Origin of the sequence: Fibrobacter sp., assembly GCF_017551775.1 — a bacterium.
Taxonomy (GTDB): Bacteria; Fibrobacterota; Fibrobacteria; order Fibrobacterales; family Fibrobacteraceae; genus Fibrobacter.
In genome coordinates this window covers 1-22,063 of the sequence record NZ_JAFZKX010000005.1, presented here as the reverse complement: position 1 = coordinate 22,063, position 22,063 = coordinate 1, and the positions used below count along the sequence as shown (strand labels likewise).

The window sequence follows — 22,063 nt, the reverse complement described above, 5'->3', positions numbered from 1 at the left end:
GGCGTTTTTTATACCCTGAAATACTTTTTTATTTCACCTGGTAAATGGTGAGCGTCTTGCTGTACTCGTAACCGACGACAAGCAAAGCCTGGTCGGCAAGCGGGCTCTTGTCTGCAGGAATGAAGAGGATTCCCTCGGGGCCGCGGTCCAGCGGATCCAGGTAATAATCGACCACCTTGGGCCCCCTGTAGTCTTCCGGAGAGCGCACCTTGAGAAGATTGCCCTGTTCAATATCGGTAACGTCAACCACGGCGATTCCGCTCGTGCGTTCGAGCCCCACAAAGGCGTAGCGCTTGTAGCCGACCTCGCCCACAGTCACGTTTTCGGGTTCGCAGCCCTTGTCGGAACTGCGCTTGTCCATCTTGACCTTGTTTTTCTTGGAATTCCAGTTGAAGTATTCCGGTGCAATTTTAGCCAAGATGCGTTCGAACATTTCGTGAGAGTCCCACACGAGCGAGCCCTTCTCACCATCAAAAATACTCACGGAACGCGAGCCGAAAGCGTACATGTAAGGGCAGTTGTCACTTGCATGAGTGCGCCTACCCGCATTGCAGCGTTCCAGGTTGCTCACGGACAAATCCTTCAGTTCGTTCAGGAGCGAATCCGTAAACACGCTACGGTCGAGCCTTCCCTGTTCCGCAAGCATCAGCGGGGTCGTCACATCCGTCCACGCCTTGTAATCGTTCACGGGGGCGCCCTCGTTCGCCGTCAGCACGTAGTACTTGTCGCCAATCGCAAAAGAGGCAATCCCGTCGGGCTGGCGCAGGCCACGCAGCGGGTAATTTTTCATTTCAATCATTCCGTCGCTGACAGCATCGAGCATGCTGCCGGGTTGCGAATGGTCAATATAGCCGAGCGGGAAAACCTTCACAATCTTCTTTGCCGCAACATCCAGCTTGGCGATGGCGTTGTTCTCCTGCAACGAGACCCAAGCCCACCTGGAATCACCCGACACCGTGATGTATTCCGGTTCCAGCGATTTGACAAAGCCCTGCGCACCAGGAGCGCGGACACCCGCCTTCTTCAACCCCGCCGTATCGAGCCTGTTGAAGCGGGCCACCGTCAGTTCCGCTTTTTTCCACAGTTCCGCCTTGCCTGCATTTTTCACAGACAAAATAGCGACACCGCCCTCGGGGTCTTCCGCAAAGTCCGCACTTGGCGAACCTTCGCAGGCCACCAACAGCTTTTTGCCATCGGGAGTGAACGTAAGCATGTCGGGCTGGCTGCACACCTTGTACACCCCGATGGTTTCCAGGCTGTCCGTATAGCGCATCACCTGCACCTGTCCATCACGCCACTCCTCATCTTCGAGCAGGCTTACCGCCACAAGGTCGCCATGGACAGTCACACTGGACGCATTCCCGGGGACCTGCGTTTCGGCAACCTTCTTCGGAAGTCCGGGATTGCTCAGGTCCACCACCTCGACTACCTTGTCGCCGCCCACAACGAACAACACGTTCTTGCCCGGCATAAACGCCGAAATTTCGGCGGTCTTCAACGAAACCGTAGCAAGCGGAGTCAGCACGTTGCCAAACTGGAACGGACCGGCAGACACGGCATTTTGCTTAGCAAAACAAAAGCCCGCACTTAAAAGCAGGCCAAAAGACACGATGGCACATTTATTCATGTACAAATCCTAAATTATTTCATTATCAGCCACATGATCAAGAGACCTATTCCAAGACCGCTCAGGAACGATGTTCCCCCCATCATTGCGGCTTTTTTCTTCTCTTCATCGGCTTCTTCTTTACTTTTCTCGTTCACGCCGAGCGCGACACCCAAAGCTTTTGCACAGACCTCATTATCGGCCTTCATTGTCTGGTAGCTCTTTTCCCAGTTTGTGCACTTGGCCTCTTCAACGACAACCGCCTTGCGGAGCGAATCCTTCTCCACCGTGCAAAGGCTATCGCGAAGCTGCATCACGCTATCGCGCACGCTGAGTTCCTCTTGCATCACGTCCACGGGAACCTGCTCCACGGACGTATCCACAGCAGGATCCGTAGGCGCAGGCATCGACGCTGTCTCTGCCGCGAACGCAATCGCGGCAACGGAAATAACAAGGGCAAAGAACTTCTTCATGCCCTCAATATAGCAAAGTAACTATTTCAAGAGCAGGGCTTTTTTCTGCCAAGTACCGTCAGAATACTTCACATAATAGACGCCGGGGCCGAGTTTTCTCGAATCCTTGGCAATAGTACCATCAAGACGGCGCACCTGCACCACATACCTGGAGGCATCCTGGCCACCCAAGACCATTATGCGGTCGCTATTCCCGGACGAGCTACTTTCTTGCTTCTTGGAAGAAGAGGATTTCGGTTCCGGACCCATACTGGACGATTCGGGAGCGACAGAAGAAGAACTCTTGTCTACGCTGGAGCTCGATGCCGGTATCGAAGACGAGCTGCTCACCGGCTTGGACGAAGAACTCGGCACCACGCTCGACGAGGATTCCGGAATCTTGCTAGAAGAAGATTCAGGCGTCTTGCTAGAAGAAGATTCGGGCGTCTTGCTAGAAGAAGACGGCTGAGACGAGCTGCTCGCCGGCTTTGACGAAGAACTTTCCACAATGGAGGAGCTGCTCTCGGTTACCGAGCTGGATGCCGGAACGACAGAAGAACTGCTCACGACGCTAGAAGACGAGGATCCCGGAATGAACTGCTTGCGGGAATCCATAAACACCACCTTGACCACCTGAATGCGGATATTGGTTATAGAATCGGGAATCGCCAACGCGCTAATAGCGGCATTAACAACCTTCAGGGAATCATTGCCAATAGAAGAACCGTACTGATTGGTCGCATGCGTCGCATCCGTAAAGTGCTGGTATTTCGCAGAAGCAAACCACCACTCGAAAGCAAATTCAAAGGTTTCTGAAAACAGCAGTTCGTTCGACTTGAACGCAAGACCTTCAGGAAGCGGCCCATTAACGAAAGCCAAAATGTTATAGGTATTCGTGGAATCGTGCCCATTCACCTTCAAAGCGCGAATGTCGTAAATATCCGTCGTGTAACCGGATATGACCTCGCTTTTCCACGTCTGCTTTGTCGTCCACGTGACAACACCCAGACTCGTCCCCTGCATTTCGCGGCAAGCGGCCGTAATAGATACGGGCATCTGCATGCTCTTATTCTTGGAATAACTCATGGTCAGAGTTTCATAGGATTCATGCCGTTTAAAGGTCGAGGAATCCTTCACCCATGTCCGCGGGTTGCCGTACCAGTTGGATTCATCGATATAGGCGGGAACAAGCTCAATCTCGGGCTGTGTACCTAGCGAAAGCGTATCGCACACATTGTGGATCGCCCCATCTTGTGCAAACGCAAAAGACGCGATGGCAAATATTGCAAGAGCAGTCAACTTTTTCATATGACCTCCATTTTCGTTTTAAATATATCTTTTTACTACAGCGATTGCCGTGATTTTCCTCAAAGGCGGAAACAATACCCCTTCAAAAAGCAAAAAAATACAGGCAACGCCCCCAAAGGAGCGTTTGGCCTGTACCATATGCAAAAAATGTCTGGAATATTATCCGCGGGCAGCCAGAATGCGCTTCCAGCCGTCTTCGGGAATCTGGGCGCCCATCACCTGCACCACCTCGTTGCTGACGACGCTTCCGAGGTTGCCGCTACGTTCCATGTCCCAGCCGTTCATGTAGCCGTACAGGAATCCCGACGCCCACAGGTCGCCGGCGCCCGTCGTGTCGATAGCCTTTGCGGGGCCAGCCTGCACGCGCGTCACCTTGCCGTCCTTGGCAATGAGGGCACCGCGCTTGCCAATCTTCACCACGGCGACCTTCGCCTTCGCTGCAAGCACGTCGAGCGCGGCTTCTTCCTTCACGCCCGCATAGGCGAAAGCCTCATCTTCGTTCGCGATGATGATATCAATCATCTTTTCGGCAAAGAGTTCGTCGAACAGCTTGCGGCAGGCATCCACCACGCCGAAGCTGCTGAAGTCAAGCGCAGTTTCCACGCCCAGGCTGCGGGCCAACGTGAAAGACTTCTTGAAGCAGTCCGCATTGAACGCGCGGTAGCCTTCCGCATACAAGAGGCCAACGCCGTCATAGAGCGCGGGCACAAAGTCATCGCTCGAAAGGAAGTCCGAAGCCCCGAGATATGTCCACATGGAGCGCTGGGCATCGGGCGTCACGGCGCTGAACACGCAACCCGTCGCGGCATCCGAGACACCGAGCTTCGATTCCACGCCGTTCTTTTCCAAGTGGGCGCGGAAAATATTTCCGAGTTCATCGTCACCGACCTTCGAAATGAAAGCAGCCTTGCCACCCAGGCGGGAAAGCCCGACCATCGTGTTGCAAGTGGAGCCGCCCGGCACGCGCAGCGGCTTGTCGAGAGCCGAGAGGAACTTTTCCATCTGCGGCCAGTCCACCATGTTCATGCCGCCCTTCTGCACGCCCTGCGATTCAATCCATGCGTCATCCACATTCGCGAGAATATCAACGAGGGCCGCGCCCATACCAAGAACTTTCTTCATTACATACCTCCCCTGCGACGGCGCAGCCTTTCGCCCGCCTTCAGCAAGAATTTACGTTCAGTATCCGTCAAGGAATTTATGCCGTCACGGCTAACCTTCTTGAGAATTTCATCCATGCGCTTCTGCTCGTCCACGAAGAAGACTTCGCCTTCCAGCGGTTCATCCGGCTCGCGCGAATCCGTGCTCATACCGGCATCAACATCAGCATCAGAAATATCCTCGGCGCTGTTCCCGCCATCGTGCAGGCGGAACTTCGGGCGACGCACACGGCGTATTCCGTCTTCGACCTTTTCGGCAAAGCCTTCCAGGGAGCGACCGAAACCGTGTTCATAAATCCACATGTACAAGAATCCGCCCACGACACCGCCCAAGTGCGCGAAATGCGCAATGCCGTCGCTGGAATGCGCCATCAGCACGTCGATGGCCACCATGAACCACATCGCATACTTGATGCGCATCGGGAAAAAGAAGAACATCAGGAGCATTCTGTTCGGGAAGAACTTGTAATATGCCACAAATATTCCCATCAGGGCGCCGGACGCACCGATAATCGGGGAGCTCGTAAGCCCCAGCAGGTACATCACCAGGCTGAATACCGCAGCAAAGACACCGCAGAACATGTACATCGCGGTAAAATGCCTCGTTCCCATCATGTCGGCAACTTCACTGCCGAACATCCAAAGCATCAACATGTTGAACACGAAATGCCAGAAGTCCACATGCACGAACATGTAGGTCACAAAACGCCACGCCTGTTCAGGTGCAAACGGCCAGAAGGCACCCAGGAACGCGATGTAGTCGCGAACGTTGGCATCGCCCAGTCCGGGCAGGTTCAGGTGCAGGCCAAGCAGAGTCCCGCCCACAAAGGCAATACCGAAAATGACGGCATTGACAATCAGCAAGACTCGCAGAACTTTAGGTAAGAATTGAAAAGGTCTCATAGTAATTGGTCACTGGTTGTTGGTCGCTAGTCGCTGGTTATTGGTCGCTGGCTGCTGCTCACCGGTTGCTAAAATTGCCTGATTCTAGAAGTTTTTCCGCGACGGGTTCAGGCACGTACTTCGCGAGCAGCTTGCGGCCTTCTTCATCACGCGCGATTCCCGACTTCAGGAGTTCGCGAACAACGGAGCTGCTCACCATCAGGTGTTCGGGCGCGCTCGACAAGAAAATCGTCTCGCATTCGGGGTAAAGCACCTTGTTGTTCCAGGCGACCGTCTGCTCGTAATCCACGTCAGATGCTCCGCGGATGCCACGCACCAGGTACTTCGCACCGACGCGCTTCATAAAATCGACGGTAAGGCCATCGACGCAGTCCGCCTTCACGTTCGGGAACTGCGCCACCGCCTTGCGCACCATATCGATGCGGGCGGCCTCGTCAAAAAGATACTTCTTGGACGCATTCACCGCAAGGAGCACATACACTTCATCAAACAGCGCGGCAGCGCGCTTCACGATATCCAAGTGACCAAGCGTAAACGGGTCGAACGACCCCGCGAATACGGCAATTCGTTTCATGCCATAAATATAGTTATTAGTCGCTAGTTACTGATCGCTGGTTACTGGTTACTAAGCACCTGCGGCGCAGTTACACTCTGCGGGCTAGTTATTAGTCAATAGTTCCTAGTTACTAGAATATCTTATATCAAGATGCATCTTGATACAGACGATACTAAGAACTAGTAACTCATAACTAGGAACTGTTGCGCAGCAACCTCAGGAACTCTAGCCCCTGTAAATAACGAGGGACGATTCCCCGTAACGACGCACCTGCACGGTACCAGCGTCGGAGGCCTCTTTCGCCCATGCAGGCAAGTTGCGGCTCGGCGCCTCGAAGACGGCGACACCGCCCGGATTCAGCCAGTCCCAGAACTTGCGCAAGTCGGGATATTCCATGTCCTTGAACGGAGGATCGGCATAAATCAGGTCGAATCCCTCCGACACGCAGAAAGATTCCTTTTCCAGCGTCAGCGCATTCTTTTCGAACAACGTAAGTTGCTTTTCCAGAGAAAGCGACTTGTACGCCTGTAGCACAAGGCGGGCCTGCGCATGCGCCATTTCTACTGCGACGACGCTTGCCGCTCCGCGGCTTATGGCCTCGATTCCCATGATGCCCGTACCCGCAAAAAGGTCGAGCACGCGGAAACCTTCCACGCCCTGCAAAATATTGAAGAGGGCCTCGCGCGTACGAGAGCCCGTAGGCCTTGTCTTGGACGTATCGGGAGAGGGGACGTTGCGCCCCCGAAGTAAACCGCCAGTAATGCGAATAGGCATATTACGGAGCGACGAACATCACCAGGGTCATGGCGGTGTTCAGGTTCCTCTTCACGAGCTTGAGTTCAGCCTTCGTGACGCCAATGCGCACCGGAGAGGCATCCAGCGCTGCCATCATAGACTGAAGTTCCGGGAAGTCCGCCGTGGTCGACACCTGATAGGTGAAGCGTTTGTACACGCCAAACTCTTCGATCGCGGGCTTGTCGAAGCCGAATATCGTTACCTTGTTCGCAGCAGCCAAAGTCTTGAACGCCTTGATTTCTTCGACGATGTCCTTCGCGTTCACGAAGGTCGACACCGCAGCCTTGTTCACGTTGTTCACGTTAAACAAGCCGAATGCGGTAATGTCGGTCGCCGGAGCGTTTTCGGGCAGAGGCGGCGTGCGGAAGTCCGTACTTACCGCCTTCACGCGTTCCAAGAAACTGCGCTGCGAAGTGGGCTTGGCCGAAACGCCACGCACATAGAAGTAGTTCGGGGACTGGAACACGCAGTCGGAGAAGCCGACATCGTCCGGAGTCGCCGTCGTGAGGAACGTAAAGAACTGGTTGATCGCAGCGCGCTGGTACGAAATCTTTTCCATCGGAAGGAACGAATTGTAGTCTTCGCGCTTGTTGTTGAACAGCACCTGCGGCTTGACCTCGCCCACCACCTGGCCAACAGTCAAGGCGTTGCGGCGCTTGATAGCTTCTTCGGCGGCAGCGGCCTGGGCTTCGAGCGAACCACCGGCAGAAGTCTGCTGTCCGTTGCTCAAGGCAAGGGCACTGCGGCTCGGGTCTTCTGCGCCAATAAGATCGAGATACTGACTGGGCAGCATTCCCTGCAAAGGCTTCGGGACGCCGAACACGCTCAAAATGCAGCTGAACATACCGAACACGAACACGACAATAGCCGCGACAAACAAAGTCTTTTTCTTGGAGGTATTGACCTGCGACGAAACGTCAGTCACTCGTACCGGGGTGACGACATCGGTAACAACAACGCGTTCAGCGGCCTCCATCAAATTCAATCGAATCATACACCCCCCATCAGGCCGAGAGCAGTTCCGATTGCACCGGCGCAATTAAGCACAGCGGCAGAATCGGCCTCGTCGACCGGCAGTCTGAGATTGGAGAAAGAATCCATAAGTACAATCTGGCAATTGTCAGCAAACTTCTCGCGCAATTTCTGGACGAACAGGGGTTCCATGGCCATTTCGCCACAGAGGTGCACCTGCTTCACTTCCGGCACGGAGTTCTGTTCCTTAGCAAGCTTCATCTGTTCGACAATACCGTCGGCAAGGATAGAAGCGGCCTCTTCCATGGAGGCGTTCACCAGGGAAAGCGTCGAGACGCAGCGCAGCGCATGCATGTTGTCCTTGCTGAGCCAGAGCAGTGTCACGCCGAAGTAGTCGGCCTTGATGACGCATTCCAGTTCCTTCTTGATCCCTTCGGCAGCATCCATGAGGTTCATCAGGGAAAGCACGTCCACCTCCATCCCCTTCGGGACGAGGCTCTTGCTGCGGAATCCCTTGCGCAGTGCATCGACCCATTCACGTCGGACCGCAATAAGCAGAACGGTCTGCCCGACGGAGGAATCGCCACCCAGAATCTTGTAGTCGGTGATATAGGAGCCCTTATCGCCATTGGTAATGAGCCCGAGGTACCACTGGACGTAGTCGTCGATATTCGCGACGGCTTCGGCCGGCACGAACACCTGGCGGACAATGGACCTGAAGGCGGGGACCGTCACGGAGATGGCCTCGATTTCTTCGAGATGACACTCGTCTATCCAGCCCTGGAGGACCGTCTCGAACGTGTAGATGTCATCGATGGGGCTGGTTTCCGTCTGGAGCACGGCAGTCTTCAAGACGCGCTTTTCGGCGCCATCCAGGAGAGCGACTTTCAGGGAGACATCGCCAACCTCAATACCTAGGTACAATTTCGTATCACTCATATACTCAACGACTTATGAAGATTTTGATAGTATAAAAACTAATCAAAAATCACCCATTGTAACATGCCCTCCAATTTTTTTTTGCCAATTCCGGGTACTTTTTGGAGGCTCGCAGGCCCGTCGAAGGGTCCGTGCTGCTCCCTGAAGGCGATAATTTTCTCTGCGAGCTTGGGCCCGACGCCCTTCAGCGCGCAAAGTTCGTCCGCCGTCGCAGTATTGATATGCAAGGGAAAGCGGACTACCGCCTTCTTTTTTCGGGGCTTTTTACCCGCCTTCTTGTGTAAATTTTCGTTTACACCTTCGTCAGTTTCGACAGCCTCCGGGGCACCGCGGGCCGCATATTCCAACTTGGACTGCAAAGGGGGCGTTTCCACCCTCCTCGGGCGCTCCCCGATGTCCACAAAATCGACGGAAGGCAGCCCCCACGGCAGGAACCTCACCAAGATTCCCACCAAAAAGAGGGCCAGTGCTACATGAAGGACTTTTCGTTCAGCAGAATTCATCGGGTCCCCTCGCCTGGCTAAAGGAGAGGTAGACCGGATAAACGAAACGAAAACGAAGTCCAGGGATTTGCGGGGCGAACCCGCGCATGCATGCAATCATTTTATCCCCACTTGTTTTCAAGCGATTGTTTGTTGATGAGCGCTTCCACCGCAGCGGCATCGGAGGGAACATCCACCGACACCGACGGATAGCGGCTCATGACCATGCGTATCGGGCGTATGCCCATGATGCGCATCTGTTCCAGCGAACGTTCCTTTTCCACCGCGCTCTGCGGCAGCGAAGAAAACTCGTCCCGCGCCACTCGGGAATACGCGTATATTCCCTGGTGCTGGAACCAACGCGGAGCATCACTCGGCTCCACGTGGCGGGTAAAGTCCACGGCAATACCGTCTTCGACCCGGACCTTCACCACGGTCTGAAGTTCGGCTTCCATAGGATTCAAGGGGCAGGCGACACTCACCCAGCAATCCGGATGCGCCGCGAGCTCGTGCGCGACATCGACAAGCACGTCGGGTTCCACCAGGGGTTCATCCCCCTGCAGGTTCACCACCAGGTCGAGATCCAAGGCTCTTGCGGCCTCGGCGACGCGGTCAGAACCCGTATTCGCGGGCCCGGTAAGCAGGAACTCGAAACCCGCCCTGGAGACGACCTCGGCAATCTGTTCGCTGTCCGTCGCGCAAACAATACGATCAAAGCACTCCGCGAGCCTGGCACGCTCGAGGGTGCGCACAATCATTTCCTTACCGCATAACTTAAAAAGGGGCTTCCCTGGAAACCGAGAAGACCCCATACGTGCGGGTACTATGCAGTGTACTGCAGTCATAAATTCAATAAGGCGCTTATGGCAAATTCAGACTAGCCGCCGATAACCTTCGGAATGGCGAAGTGGTCGTTTTCCACTGCGGGCGCATTCGCGAAAGCCTGATCCAGCGAGAATCCCTGCACCGGGACGTCTTCGCGGAGGATCGTCGCACCGTTTTCGACGCCGGTCATCGGTTCGACGTTCGACAAATCGAGCGACTTGAGCGCTTCCATGTGGTCGAGCATCTTGTCCAGGTGCCCCTTCACGGAATCGATGTCGCCTTCGGCAACTTCGAGCCTCGAGAGTTTCGCCAATTTCAATACTTCTTCACGTTCGAGCATAAAAACCTCGTTAGTTACATCGCATAAGATAGCAAAATAAGTTACCAGTTGATAGTTACTAGTTACTAGAAATTCAGGTTTCAGATAGTTTCTTCGTGAAAAGCTTACTAGCAACTACGTACTTAAAACTATAAACAGTCGTAAGCGGCACTACCCAATGATCTGCAAAGCCGCATATTTCAAGATAATCGTCCTTGTGGCGTTGTCACCGTTGAAGCGGACATCCACGCGGGCGTTATCCCCCGTACCGTAGCACTTGACAATCGTCCCCACGCCATACTTGGAATGGCGCACCCGAACTCCCGGATGGTAAGGATTCTCGCTGTACTCGTCGTAAACGACACGCGGGCCGCTAGGCACGGCAGGCTTTACCGGAGGAGCGACCTTCACCGGGTTCCTGTAAACGATGCGCTGGTCGTTCTTGCGGACAGACGCCGGCACGGACTGCCTGGGGTAAGAACTCCCAAACGAAGAACCGCCCGAGGAATATCCACCCGAAGAGTAACCGCCCGAAGAACCGCGGTTCGAAGAAGACATCGCGCGGCGGACAAAGTCAGGCGCCTTGTTGTAACGCGGGAAAGCCCCACCCGAAAAACTGTTCAGGGAATCGCCACTGACGCACGGAGTGAAATCCACCACGGACGGGTCGAGCTCCTTGAGGAAGCGGGACGGAGCGAACGGGCGGATCGTTCCCTGATGGAACCTGCGTTCCGCATGGTACAGATAAAGTTTCTTCTCGGCGCGGGTGCAGCCCACATAGAACAGGCGGCGTTCTTCTTCCATCTGTTCGCGAGACTCGCCCTCCGCAGAGAATGCGGATTCGCGGACCAGCGGGAAAACGCCTTCGTCGCAGCCGGCGATATGCACCGTATTGAACTCCAGGCCCTTCGCCATGTGGATGGTCATGAGCGTCACCGCGCCCTTGGAATCATCCACCTTCTTGTCGGCATCCGTCAAAAGCGAAATATCCTGGATAAACGAATCGAGCGTCGCATCCGGATGTTCTTCGTCGAATTCGCGGATGGCGTTCACCATTTCATCGATATTCGCGATGCGTTCGTCCGCCGTAAGCTCATCTTCCTTGCGCAAAAAGTCCTTGTATCCCGTATCGGAGATGATGCGTTCCGCAAGAATCGGAAGAGGTGTCTCGCCCGCAGCAATCAGGTCTTTCCAGCTTTGGACAAGGTCGGTAAAACCCTTGAGCTTCGGAGCCGTACGTCCCGTGCCGTTGGCCTCGGACACAAGCACCTGCCAAAAAGAGCCTTCGCCGTTCCGGACGCGCGCAAGCACGGTCTCCACCGTAGTCTTCCCGATGGCGCGGGACGGGGTGTTAATGACGCGCAGGTGAGCCGCATCGTCCTTCTCGTTTGCAAGCAGGCGCAGGTACGAAAGGATGTCGCGAATTTCCTTTCGGTCCCAGAAGCGCGTGCCCCCGAAAATGACGGAAGGAATCCTGCAATCGTTCAGCGCCTTCTCTATCACGCGGGACTGCGCGTTGGTGCGGTAGAAAATAGCGGTCTTCGCATAGCTTTCGCTACCGGCGGCCATAATGCAGTTCGCAATCTGCTGCGCCTCGGCGCGGTCGTCCTCCATGTGGCGCACGCGAATCGGGTCGCCCGCCTCTTCCTTGGAGAAAACCTTCTTCTCCATTTCGAGAGGGCGCACGTTATGCGCAATCACGGAGCCCGCCCCCTTCACGATGTTGCTTGTGGAGCGGTAATTGCGTTCCAGTTTCACGATGGTGACAGGCGCAAAGTCACGATGGAAGTTACGGATAATCTTGATGTTCGCGCCACGCCAGCCGTAAATGCTCTGGTCGTCGTCGCCCACCACGGTCACGTTCCTCTCCTCGTTGATAAGGAGCTTCAGGAGTTCGTACTGCACGTCGTTCGTGTCCTGGTATTCATCGACAACCACGTACTTAAAGCGGTTGGCCAGCTGTTCGGCAAGGCTAGGCACCTTCTGGAGCATGAGCACCGTATTGAACAGGAGGTCATCGAAGTCCATGGCGTTCGATTCACGCAGGCGCTTCTGGTATTCCGCATAGTAACGGGCGCGGTTTTCCTCGTCGACAAATTCGGCACGCTCCATGGCGACATCCGGCGTCTGCAACCTGGCTTCCCCATTCTGGTAGAGCACCGTATTCTTGTAGCGCGAAATAGCGCCATGCACGCGCTTGATTTCGGCCGCATCGCAGTCATCGCCCAGTTCTTCCTTGAGGATCTGCTTCAGTATGCGCTTCTGGTCGTCGTCATCGTAAATGGAGAAATTGGAATCGTACCAATCCGAGCCGAGAGCCTGCCGCACGAAATCCCTCTGAAGGCACATCTTCAAAAGGCGCAAGCACACCGAGTGGAACGTTCCCATCCATTCAAATCGCATCCGCGTATCCAACAGTTTCTGGATACGCTCGTTCATTTCGCGGGCGGCCTTGTTGGTGAACGTCACCGCAAGAATCCTGTTGGGTTCCACCCCATGGCTCGAAACCAGGTGGGCAATCTTGTAAGTGATGGCACGGGTCTTTCCCGAACCGGCGCCCGCAAGAATGAGCATCGGGCCGTCAATCTTCTTCGCGGCCGCGGCCTGTTCCGGGTTCAATTCCCTGTCCAAAACGCTCGCATCAACAACACACGCCATCAAAAACTCCTAATAATCTCTATCGCGCGCAAATATAAAACAATCCCGCCAGGGCATTGCCAAGCGGGAAAAAAAATACGGTTGTTTTTTAGAAAAGCATCATCGGGGGCCAGTGTCCTGACTTGGGGCGTTCCTTGAACGAAGCCTTGGGCAGGAACTCCTTAAGCCTAAGCGTCATGGCCGGGGTTACGTCCTGGTCCATGCGGCCAAAAAGCACCTGGATATTATCGCTGTCCTCGATAACATTCTCTATTTTCTTAGCGGCGAGGAACTTGAGGCCGTCCGCAAGCAGCGTCGCATCCATCTTCCTTGCCGCATCAAGCCATTCCTCGGGCCAGTCGCTGAACTCGTCGTCGAACTGTTCCTTGAACGCCTTGAGGCCCACGTCGAGCGAGGTGTGCATTTCGCGCGCCTTGAACAGCAGGTTCTCGGAATTCCACGGGCCATCTTCGTCGCAGAAGTTCGCAAACGGCGAAAGCAGTATCCACTTCTGGTTTTGGGGACGCTTCGACGCGCCGAGCAGCAGGGCAAAAGCGCCAAGCCCCCAGCCGACTACGGTATTCGCCTTGGAAAGGCCGTCAATGGCATAGACGTCGTCGAGATGCGGCGCCATTTTCTCGTATGGTACAAAAGAGTGCTTGGCAGATGCATCCGCATCCGTCAGATCATCTTCCCATAGGGACAAATCAGACGCCCAATCCGGCAACCAAATCCATTTTTCACTCACGTTCCATCTCCAAACAATACTCCACGGAAACATTCATGGAACAACCACAGATAAATGTATATATGCAAAAACAAAAAAGTGTAATTTTTTGAAAAAAATTTTTCTAGATATTATATTTTGGAATACAAAAAAAACACAAATTACATATAAATCACAAAAAAATAACTTATAGAGGCTCTTTTGAGCCGATAAAAAAAACATCCCGACGGACAATCATTAAGTGTACCAGCATATCAAAATACTTCTAGCAACCGCGCTCGCCTTATCTTCCATCGCATTCGGGCTCCCTTCGCGCCCGGATAAAAGCCACATCTACGACGAAAACCGCCTGGTTTCGGCCCAGCAGACAGAATTCTTCGACGCCCTCTCGAGCGATCTCGCCAAAGAGACAGGCATTTCCATAGATGCCGTACTGCTCGACGACATCGGAGAAAGGGAGGCTTCCCAGTACGCCTCGGACATCGCGGAAAAATGGAAAGCCGACGCCGGCGTGGATGGCGAAATCCTGATTTTCGTCGCACAGAAACAGAGGCGCAAGTTCATCGTATCCAAGGGAACCGCAAACGGGATCCTCGACGATGTAACCCTCAAGAAACTCGACCAAGAAATCCTCGTTCCCCACTTCCGCCAGGAACACTACGGCGATGGCCTTCTCGTCCTCGCGGCAAAGCTTACCTTCATGATCTCGGACGACAAGGGAACCCCTATAAACATCGACGAAAAAGACCTTCCCCAAGAAGAGCCGATGACCATCCGCGGGTGGATATTCATCGTGGTCGTATTCGGCCTGCTCATTGCGCTTGGAACCAGAGGAAGGCGGTTCGGATTCTTCGACAACATGAAGAAACTCCTGAGCGTAAGCGAAATCGAAAAGTCGCAGTGGCCGGAAATTTTCAAGAACACCTTCGGCGACAACCTCGTCTCGGCATTCATTTCCGGCAAGTGCCTCATGGAAGGATTCGACGCCCTAAAGTCGCCTTGGACCATAAACTTCATCCTCAAGGACAACTCCCCCGCCGAAATCGAGAAACTGGCCCCGTTCATGAAGCGGGCAAGCAGGGAGAACCTGGAATTCGTGAACTTCTACAGTCCTGCAGAAATCATACATTCGCTGGACAAAAGCCCGCTGGAATACGTGCACATAGCGAACAGGAACGTCGCCCTCTGCGGCATCAAGCCGCTCACGGGATTCTCTCCCCATCCCGAAAAGCTGGCCGCCCAATGCGAACGCGAAATCCGCAAGACGCTCGACCAGCTCCGTTCCAATCTCGAGGAAGCATCCGAGCAAAAGACTCCCGTAAAGCACGGCAGCGCATCCTTCGCCAAAATCCTGGACGAAGTTCTCCCCCTCCTTTACGGCATCTATTACCTAGAAACAGAAAACTACCCCGAAAACAACGAGGTAGTTCTAGAACGCTATCCGGCTCGGGACCTTGCGGGGCTTATCCAGACCCTTTCGGGAACCCTCGCCCGCATCGAACGCGGTATATTAATATAAAGTAACTATCGACGGTTAATCACCCTTCCGGCGCCGATATGCGACGAGCCGTGAGAAGACGAGCGAGCGCCACGATTGTCACGGGAGTTGTCGTCGTCCCTGCGACCGCTGTAGCGGGAAGAAGAGTTCGAGTCATCCTCGTAGGACCTGGAAGTCGAACGGGGTTCAGGCCTCGGTTCGGACCTGTAATTTCTCGGTTCCTGCCTGGGCGGCTGCGGTTCAGACCTGTAGTTCTTCGGTTCCGGCCTCGAAGATGAAGCCCGCGGCTCACTCCTATTCACATGGAAACCGCTCTTCGAGTGGTGTTCATAGTGCTGTTTCGGAGGAGGGGGCGGAGGATTGTGACCTGCCGGCACGACACGGTGTTCCCTGCGGGGAGGGGGCGCGACATGATGCGGGCGATCATGATGATGGCGCGGAGGCGGCGCATAGCGACGCGGCGAATGTACATAGCGGTGCGGGTAACGCGGGTAATGCCAACGCGGATGCCAGTGAGCGCGACGCACGTAGATGACACGGGAATGCCAGTCGAACCAGCATGCACCCCAGCCCCAGAATCCAAACCAGCTGCCAAGCCATACGGCAGGCGTATACGTAACGGTGGTATATCCGTCGTAATAGTGGTAGTAGACATAGTGGGGATTGTAAACCGGCACATAAACGTATTCAGTGCGCACAGGCGTAATCGAAATGTTATCGCCATTCGAGACCTTCACGTACTGGTCGCTCTTCAAGTGCCCGAACTTGGAGGCTGTACGACGCAGGCGCTGGATAGCCGCCATCACGTCGGTTTTCTGCATGACGACCGCATAGCCCAGCTGGTCTGTCCAGCCGCCGTAATTGGCCATCATCGTCAGCACTTGCGGGAACGGGATAAGCGCCTGCACGCTGGCATCGTACGGGAGCTTCGCGCGTTCAAGCGCAACCGAAAGGTCCTTGCCTTTCAGATGCTTGTGTTCTTCAGCCCACTGGGCTGCCGGGGCAATCTGGTCTCCATAGGTTGAGGCCGAAAGTACCTGGACCAAAAGCGGGTCTGGGTACAGAGCGATGTTAGCCACCAGCGTGTCCAATTCTGCTTGCGAGAACCCTTCCTGAGCGTGTATTACGCTTGGTATACAGAAGAACATCGCGAAAATGGCCACCAGCCAAATTTTGGAACGTTTTGTTTCGTTTGCGTTCATGAGGAACCTCCTTCGCTTCCTTAAAATACATCAATTTGATGCTCGAAAATCCAGTTTGGTTGCAAAAAAAACAATTTTTTCGATTTTTTTAGTTGTAAGCCAAAACAACGCGTAAACGACAATTAACATATACTTATTTGCCATAACATATAGATTTATAAGAGGTATTGGATACAGGAGGCAAATATGTCGCGATTATCGAAGACATTGCTATTTTCTTATGGGTTAGCACTCGCCCTATCAGCGAATGCTTTTGCACAAACAGTCGATCTGCCAATCATTTTCGTTGACACCAAGGGCAAATGCCTTGACATGAACGTCACCGATAAGATTCCCGCCACCATGAGGGTGTTGGACGGGGCAACAAATAACGTTGCGGACAGCGCTAAGGGCACCCTCTACGACATCGGCATCAAGGTCAGAGGCCAGTCCTCCGCAACCTTCCCCAAGCCGGGCTACACCATCGAAATCCGTGACAACAAGGGCGAGAGTATCGACGTGAGCATGTTCGGGCTTCCGCCTTCCGACGACTGGATTTTCCATGGGCCGTACGTGGACAAGAGCATGATTCGAAATGCGCTCGCCCACTGGATGTTCAGGCAGGCAGGCCGTTACAGCCCCCGCACAAAGCACTTTGACTTGTACATCAACGGCGTGTACCGCGGCGTTTACGTGCTTATCGAAAAAATCAAACGCGACAAGTACCGCGTAAACGTGAGCAAGCTTAAAGAAACCGACATCAGCGGCGACAGCCTTACCGGTGGTTACATCTGGGCTTTCGACAAGACGGGCACCAACACAGGCGGCGCCGGCAACAACAACAAGGGCGGCATCGAAGCCGAAGGCTTCAAGACAAACGGTGGCGTGAACGTAATTCTGCACTACCCCAAGAAGGCCAACATTCAAAGGCAGCAGGAAGAATACTTGAAGAAGTATCTGAACGACCTCGAAGGCCTATTTAGCAACGGCAAGAACGGCCAGGGTTACGAAAATTACGTGGATCTCGGTTCTGCCGTGGACTACGTGTTACATCAGGAAGCCGTCAACAATGCGGACTCCTACTGGTGCAGCTTCTTCTTGTACAAGCCCAAGGATAGCAAGGGCGGCAAGGTAACGCTCGGCCCGCCGTGGGACTTCAACCTCGCCATGAGCAACGGAACCCAGCCCGAAAACGGCGGCGGCCAAGGTGGTGGCGGCGGCATGTGGGGCGGCGGTGGCGGCATGTTCAGTTCCGGCACCACCGGCTGGCAGATTGAAAGCAGCAGCAAGTTTGGCGGCGGTGGCTACAGCATGGGCTTTACCGGCCCGGCATGGCTCAACAAGCTGTGGACTAGCGATGCGACGTACAAGGCTGCCGTGAAAAAACGCTGGGCAGAACTCCGCAGCGGCGTGTGGCACGACAAAACCATGGACGTCTATCTGGACTCCATGAAGACCTACCTCGCAAAGGCAGCCGATAGAAACTTCAAGCGTTGGCCGAACCTCGGTAAAGCCAGCGGCACCTACGATTCCGACCCGGAACCGATGAAATACTGCAACGGCCAGAGCCAAGGCGGCCAGGGCGGTGGCGGCATGTGGGGTGGCGGCGGCATGTGGGGCGGCGGCGGTGGCGGTGGCGGCATGGCCATGGCCATGGGCGGCTACAACGCTACTACCTGGGACGGTGAATTCGAACACGTCCGCAAGAAGATGAAAGAACGAATGAAGTGGATGGACGACCAGCTCGGCTTTACGCAGCCTGCAAGCCCTATCGTGACCGAACCTATCGTCCATGTGCCCGACTGGCAAAATGAAGAAGGCAAGGAAGGTAAGGATGACGAGGGTGACAAGGTAGAGCAGCAGGACACCAGCAGCCACCAGCATCATCATCAGAATCCGATGGACGTCCGCATGGATGATTTCAGCAGGCTTTCTCCGACGAACTTCTACGTCGTGAACAGCAAGAGCCTCGAAATCCACACGGACCTTGGCGGGAAGTTCGCGCTCATCGACTTGAATGGCGTTACTTTGTACAAGACCCAGATCAAGAAGGGTATCACCACCCTGAAGATTCCGGCCAAGGCAAAGAACAAAGCCTGGATAGCGACTCTCGACGGCAAGATGATGAACCGCTAAAGATTCTTGACAAGCCAAAAAGAGGCGACCTTCGGGACGTCTCTTTTTTTGGTTTTCAAGCAATTTTGGGCAAAAAATGGGACATATTGTCCCTCACTCTTTTTTAAGACTACAACCCTTTCAAACCCTATTTTGCGTTTATCCATAAAATTAGCGAAATTTAGGCATTTTCTTTAAAAAACAGCAGAAATGGTTCTACAACACAAAAAAAAATTATACGAAACAAACTAACCTTTTGAGCTTATTTTTACAAGAAAACTTGGTTTAGGAGTAAATATGTTCAGCCAATCCAAAAAAATGTTTTTGTCGCTGGCTTTCTGCCTAGCGTCATCCGCATTTGCCCAGACATACGATTTGCCCATCATTTTCGTTGACACCAAGCAGCAGTGCCTCGATAAGAATGTCACCGAAAAAATTCCCGCCACCATGAAGGTGTTGGACGGGGCGACCAATAATGTAGCCGATAGCGCCAAGGGCACCTTCTACAACATCGGCATCAAGGTCCGTGGTCAGTCTTCCGCACTGTTCCCCAAGCCGGGCTACAGCGTCGAAGTCCGCGACGAAAAGGGCGAAGGTATGGACGTGAGCATGTTCGGGCTTCCGCCTGCCGACGACTGGGTTTTCCACGGCCCCTACGTAGACAAGAGCATGTTGCGCAACGCTCTCGCCTACTGGCTCTTTAGGCAGGCAGGCCGTTACGCCCCGCGCACCAAGCATTTCGACCTCTACATCAATGGCGTTTATCGCGGCGTGTACGTGATGGTCGAAAAAATCAAGCGCGGCAAGTACCGCGTGAACGTGAGCAAGCTTAAAGAAGACGATATTGCAGGCGACAGCCTTACCGGCGGCTACATATGGGCATTCGACAAGGTCGGAACCAACACCGGTGGCGGCGGCAGCAACAACCAGGGTGGTATCGAGGCCGAAGGTTTCAACACCTCCGACGGCCTGAACGTCATTCTGCACTACCCCAAGAAAGCGAACATTCAAAGGGAACAGGAAGAATACCTGAAGAAGTACCTGAACGATCTTGAAGCCCTGTTCAAGAACGGCAAGAACGGAGACGGATACGATAAATACGTTGACCTCGGTTCCGCCGTAGACTATGTGCTACACCAAGAAGTCACCAACAACGGCGACTCCTACTGGTGCAGCTTCTTCTTGCACAAGCCCAAGAACAAGACCAAGGACGGCGTATATACCGAAGGCAAAGTGACACTCGGCCCGCCGTGGGACTTCAACCTCGCCATGAGCAACGGCGGCATGATGTATGGCGGAGGCAATAGCTGGCAGATTGAAAGCAGCAGCAAGGCACCCCAACAAGGTGGTGGCGGCGGTGGCTGGGGCGGCGGCTGGGGTGGCGGCGGCATGAGCTCGCTGAAGGCTCCCAACTGGCTCGTTCAGATGTGGAAGAGGAGCGATTACCAGAGCGAACTCAAAAAGCGCTGGGCAGAACTCCGCAGCGGCGTTTGGCACACCAAGGTCATGGACGCCTACCTGGATTCCATGAAGACCTACCTGAAAAATGCGGCAGACAGAAACTTCAAGCGCTGGCCGAACTTGGGCAAAAACAGCGGCCAAGGCGACAAGGACCCGGAGCCGATGAAATACTGTAGCGGCAATAGCAGCAGCGGCGGCTTTGGCATGGGCGGCAACAACGCCGATACCTGGGAAGGCGAAGTGGAACACCTCCGCACAAAAATGAAAGAAAGAATGCAGTGGATGGACCAGAAGCTCGGTTTTACGGAACCGTCAAATCCCGTTGTAACCGGACCTGTAGACCCCGAACTCCATTGGCCCAACTGGCAGAAGGACACCATTCCGGACGACACGATTCCGTGGTTTGGCTCCCAGGACGATTTCACCAGGCTGTCCCCGGCCAACTACTTTGCAGTAAACGGCGACAATATCGAAATCCAGACAAGCCTGGGCGGCACTTTCGCCCTCATCGACCTGAATGGCGTTGTCCTGTACAAGACCCGAATCAAGAAGGGACTCTCAATCCTGAAAATTCCGGCCAATGCACGGAACAAGGCATGGATAGCGACTCTCAACGGCAAAATGATGAACCGCTAACATAAACGTAGGTTGCCAGAATGTTTAAAAAACTGGTTTGTACCATAGCGCTCTGCGTATCAGCAGGCGCTTTTGCGCAAATATACGATTTGCCCATTATATTCATTGACTCCAAACAAAAATGCATAGACTACTACACCATCGAAAAAATACCCGCCACAATAAAGGTTTTGGATGGTAAAACAAACAACGTCGCAGACAGTTCTAAGGCCATTCAATACGACATAGGTATCAATGTCCGTGGACTAACCTCGGCAGCATTCCCCAAGCCAAACTATGGCATCGAGTTCCACGATTCAACGGGCAAGGACATAAATGTAAGCCTACTCGGCCTCCCACCCTCCGACGACTGGGTTTTGCACGGAACTTATGTCGATAAAAGCATGATAAGAAACACGTTTGCGCACTGGCTCTTCCGGCAAACAGGTCGTTACAGCCCACGCACCAAATACTTCGATCTGTACATCAACGGGGTCTATCGCGGCGTTTACGTGCTTATCGAAAGAATCAAGCGAGGCAAATACCGCATCAACATCAGCAAACTTAAAGAAACGGACATCGAAGGCGAGGAACTCACCGGAGGCTACATTTGGGAATTCGACACAAAGATCGATAGGCACGGAGCAGGCATACTAGACTATTCAATGTCCGATTTCAAAACATCCGATGGCATAAACGTAGTCTATCGCTACCCCAAAAAAGAAAAAATTACGAAAGAGCAAGATGAATACCTAAAAAATTATTTGAACGAACTCGAAGCATTATACAAGGACGGTAAAAACGGGAGCGGATACGAAAACTACGTGGATGTAACATCCGCAGTGGATTACATATTGCTTCAAGAACTCACGCATCATGTAGATGCCTATGTCTATAATATTTTCATGTACAAGCCCAAGGATAAAACGGACGAGCATGGCAACAAGACCGTAGGCAAAACAACACTGGGCCCGCCATGGGATTTCGAACTAGCTTTCATGAACAGTTATAAACCAGAAAGCGGCGATGATGATAAAATTGATACGAATTCCACCATAGGCTTCGGAACCACAAACCCTGATAACTGGATAATAGAAAACAACTACAAGAGCTCCAGTCATTCATCGGGCTTAGGTTCGTATAAACTAACCAACTGGCTTATTGGAATCTGGAGGGACAGCGTTTTCCAAACAAAGATGTCAAAACGTTGGGCGGAACTCCGTAGTGGCGTTTGGCACACCAAAACCATAGATTCCTATCTGGACTCCATGAAAACATTCCTGACGAGTGCCGCCGAAAGGAACTTCAAACGATGGCCAAATTTAGGAGAACCAAGCGGAACCAACGATGAAGATCTGGAGCCCATGAAATACTGCAACACCACAGATAAACCACGGATGGCTGTGGGCGGATTCAATGCAGATACATGGGACGGAGAATTCGAACACGTCCGCAACAAAATAAAAGAACGAATGAAAGTGATGGACGAGCTACTCGGTTTTACGGAACCGG

At 53.7% G+C, this 22,063-nt stretch carries 19 protein-coding genes; 4 read left to right on the top strand and 15 right to left on the bottom strand.

The window, feature by feature from the left end; genetic code table 11:
• Positions 1 to 28 precede the first annotated feature (28 nt).
• From IK012_RS00250 to IK012_RS00185, 14 genes are all read right to left on the bottom strand, one after another.
• A complete protein-coding gene (locus IK012_RS00250) occupies positions 29 to 1,627 on the bottom strand; it encodes a choice-of-anchor I family protein (protein ID WP_290949134.1) in 1,599 nt (532 codons plus the stop codon).
• A 14-nt stretch (positions 1,628 to 1,641) separates the two neighbouring features.
• Positions 1,642 to 2,079: a hypothetical protein gene (locus IK012_RS00245; protein WP_290949131.1), complete on the bottom strand. Its 438-nt coding sequence runs from the start codon at positions 2,077 to 2,079 to the stop codon at positions 1,642 to 1,644.
• Positions 2,080 to 2,100: 21 nt separating this feature from the next.
• Positions 2,101 to 3,366 (bottom strand): hypothetical protein, encoded by a 1,266-nt coding sequence (locus tag IK012_RS00240; RefSeq protein WP_290949128.1) that lies wholly within the window; start codon positions 3,364 to 3,366, stop codon positions 2,101 to 2,103.
• Between the two features lie 159 nt (positions 3,367 to 3,525).
• Positions 3,526 to 4,488, bottom strand: a complete 963-nt coding sequence (locus tag IK012_RS00235; RefSeq protein WP_290949126.1) for an adenosine kinase — start codon at positions 4,486 to 4,488, stop codon at positions 3,526 to 3,528.
• Positions 4,488 to 5,390 (bottom strand): rhomboid family intramembrane serine protease, encoded by a 903-nt coding sequence (locus IK012_RS00230; RefSeq protein ID WP_290949124.1) that lies wholly within the window; start codon positions 5,388 to 5,390, stop codon positions 4,488 to 4,490. Before IK012_RS00230 ends, IK012_RS00235 begins: the two co-directional genes overlap by 1 nt.
• A 97-nt stretch (positions 5,391 to 5,487) precedes the next feature.
• Positions 5,488 to 6,003 (bottom strand): pantetheine-phosphate adenylyltransferase, encoded by a 516-nt coding sequence (gene coaD / locus IK012_RS00225; protein ID WP_290949122.1) that lies wholly within the window; start codon positions 6,001 to 6,003, stop codon positions 5,488 to 5,490.
• A gap of 207 nt (positions 6,004 to 6,210) precedes the next feature.
• A complete protein-coding gene (rsmD, locus tag IK012_RS00220) occupies positions 6,211 to 6,759 on the bottom strand; it encodes a 16S rRNA (guanine(966)-N(2))-methyltransferase RsmD (RefSeq protein WP_290949119.1) in 549 nt (182 codons plus the stop codon).
• Between the two features lies 1 nt (position 6,760).
• Positions 6,761 to 7,774 (bottom strand): hypothetical protein, encoded by a 1,014-nt coding sequence (locus IK012_RS00215; RefSeq protein WP_290949117.1) that lies wholly within the window; start codon positions 7,772 to 7,774, stop codon positions 6,761 to 6,763.
• Complete coding sequence (locus tag IK012_RS00210) at positions 7,771 to 8,691, bottom strand: hypothetical protein (RefSeq protein ID WP_290949115.1); 921 nt, start codon at positions 8,689 to 8,691, stop codon at positions 7,771 to 7,773. The genes IK012_RS00215 and IK012_RS00210 overlap by 4 nt, the downstream gene beginning before the upstream one ends.
• Positions 8,692 to 8,729: 38 nt before the next feature.
• Complete coding sequence (locus IK012_RS00205) at positions 8,730 to 9,194, bottom strand: helix-hairpin-helix domain-containing protein (RefSeq protein WP_290949112.1); 465 nt, start codon at positions 9,192 to 9,194, stop codon at positions 8,730 to 8,732.
• Positions 9,195 to 9,295: 101 nt separating this feature from the next.
• Positions 9,296 to 10,018, bottom strand: a complete 723-nt coding sequence (locus IK012_RS00200; RefSeq protein ID WP_290949110.1) for an NTP transferase domain-containing protein — start codon at positions 10,016 to 10,018, stop codon at positions 9,296 to 9,298.
• A gap of 32 nt (positions 10,019 to 10,050) precedes the next feature.
• Positions 10,051 to 10,338 (bottom strand): Asp-tRNA(Asn)/Glu-tRNA(Gln) amidotransferase subunit GatC, encoded by a 288-nt coding sequence (gene gatC / locus IK012_RS00195; protein ID WP_173379215.1) that lies wholly within the window; start codon positions 10,336 to 10,338, stop codon positions 10,051 to 10,053.
• 150 nt (positions 10,339 to 10,488) lie between these two features.
• Positions 10,489 to 12,975, bottom strand: a complete 2,487-nt coding sequence (locus IK012_RS00190; RefSeq protein WP_290949106.1) for an ATP-dependent helicase — start codon at positions 12,973 to 12,975, stop codon at positions 10,489 to 10,491.
• A gap of 88 nt (positions 12,976 to 13,063) precedes the next feature.
• Complete coding sequence (locus IK012_RS00185; protein ID WP_290949103.1) at positions 13,064 to 13,702, bottom strand: alpha/beta hydrolase; 639 nt, start codon at positions 13,700 to 13,702, stop codon at positions 13,064 to 13,066.
• Between the two features lie 220 nt (positions 13,703 to 13,922).
• Here IK012_RS00185 and IK012_RS00180 point away from each other — a divergent pair, with 220 nt between their 5' ends.
• A complete protein-coding gene (locus tag IK012_RS00180) occupies positions 13,923 to 15,200 on the top strand; it encodes a YgcG family protein (protein ID WP_290949101.1) in 1,278 nt (425 codons plus the stop codon).
• A 5-nt stretch (positions 15,201 to 15,205) separates the two neighbouring features.
• Here the strand turns inward: IK012_RS00180 and IK012_RS00175 are convergent, their stop codons facing one another.
• Positions 15,206 to 16,381, bottom strand: a complete 1,176-nt coding sequence (locus IK012_RS00175) for a DUF3300 domain-containing protein (RefSeq protein WP_290949098.1) — start codon at positions 16,379 to 16,381, stop codon at positions 15,206 to 15,208.
• A gap of 312 nt (positions 16,382 to 16,693) precedes the next feature.
• Here IK012_RS00175 and IK012_RS00170 point away from each other — a divergent pair, with 312 nt between their 5' ends.
• The 3 genes from IK012_RS00170 to IK012_RS00160 all read left to right on the top strand — a co-directional run.
• Entirely contained in the window at positions 16,694 to 18,496 is a 1,803-nt protein-coding gene (locus IK012_RS00170) for a CotH kinase family protein (RefSeq protein ID WP_290949094.1), read from the top strand.
• Positions 18,497 to 18,772: 276 nt separating this feature from the next.
• Positions 18,773 to 20,572 (top strand): CotH kinase family protein, encoded by a 1,800-nt coding sequence (locus tag IK012_RS00165; RefSeq protein ID WP_290949092.1) that lies wholly within the window; start codon positions 18,773 to 18,775, stop codon positions 20,570 to 20,572.
• A 20-nt stretch (positions 20,573 to 20,592) separates the two neighbouring features.
• Positions 20,593 to 22,063, top strand: a 1,471-nt coding sequence (locus tag IK012_RS00160; RefSeq protein WP_290949089.1) for a CotH kinase family protein, incomplete at its 3' end; no start/stop codon positions are given.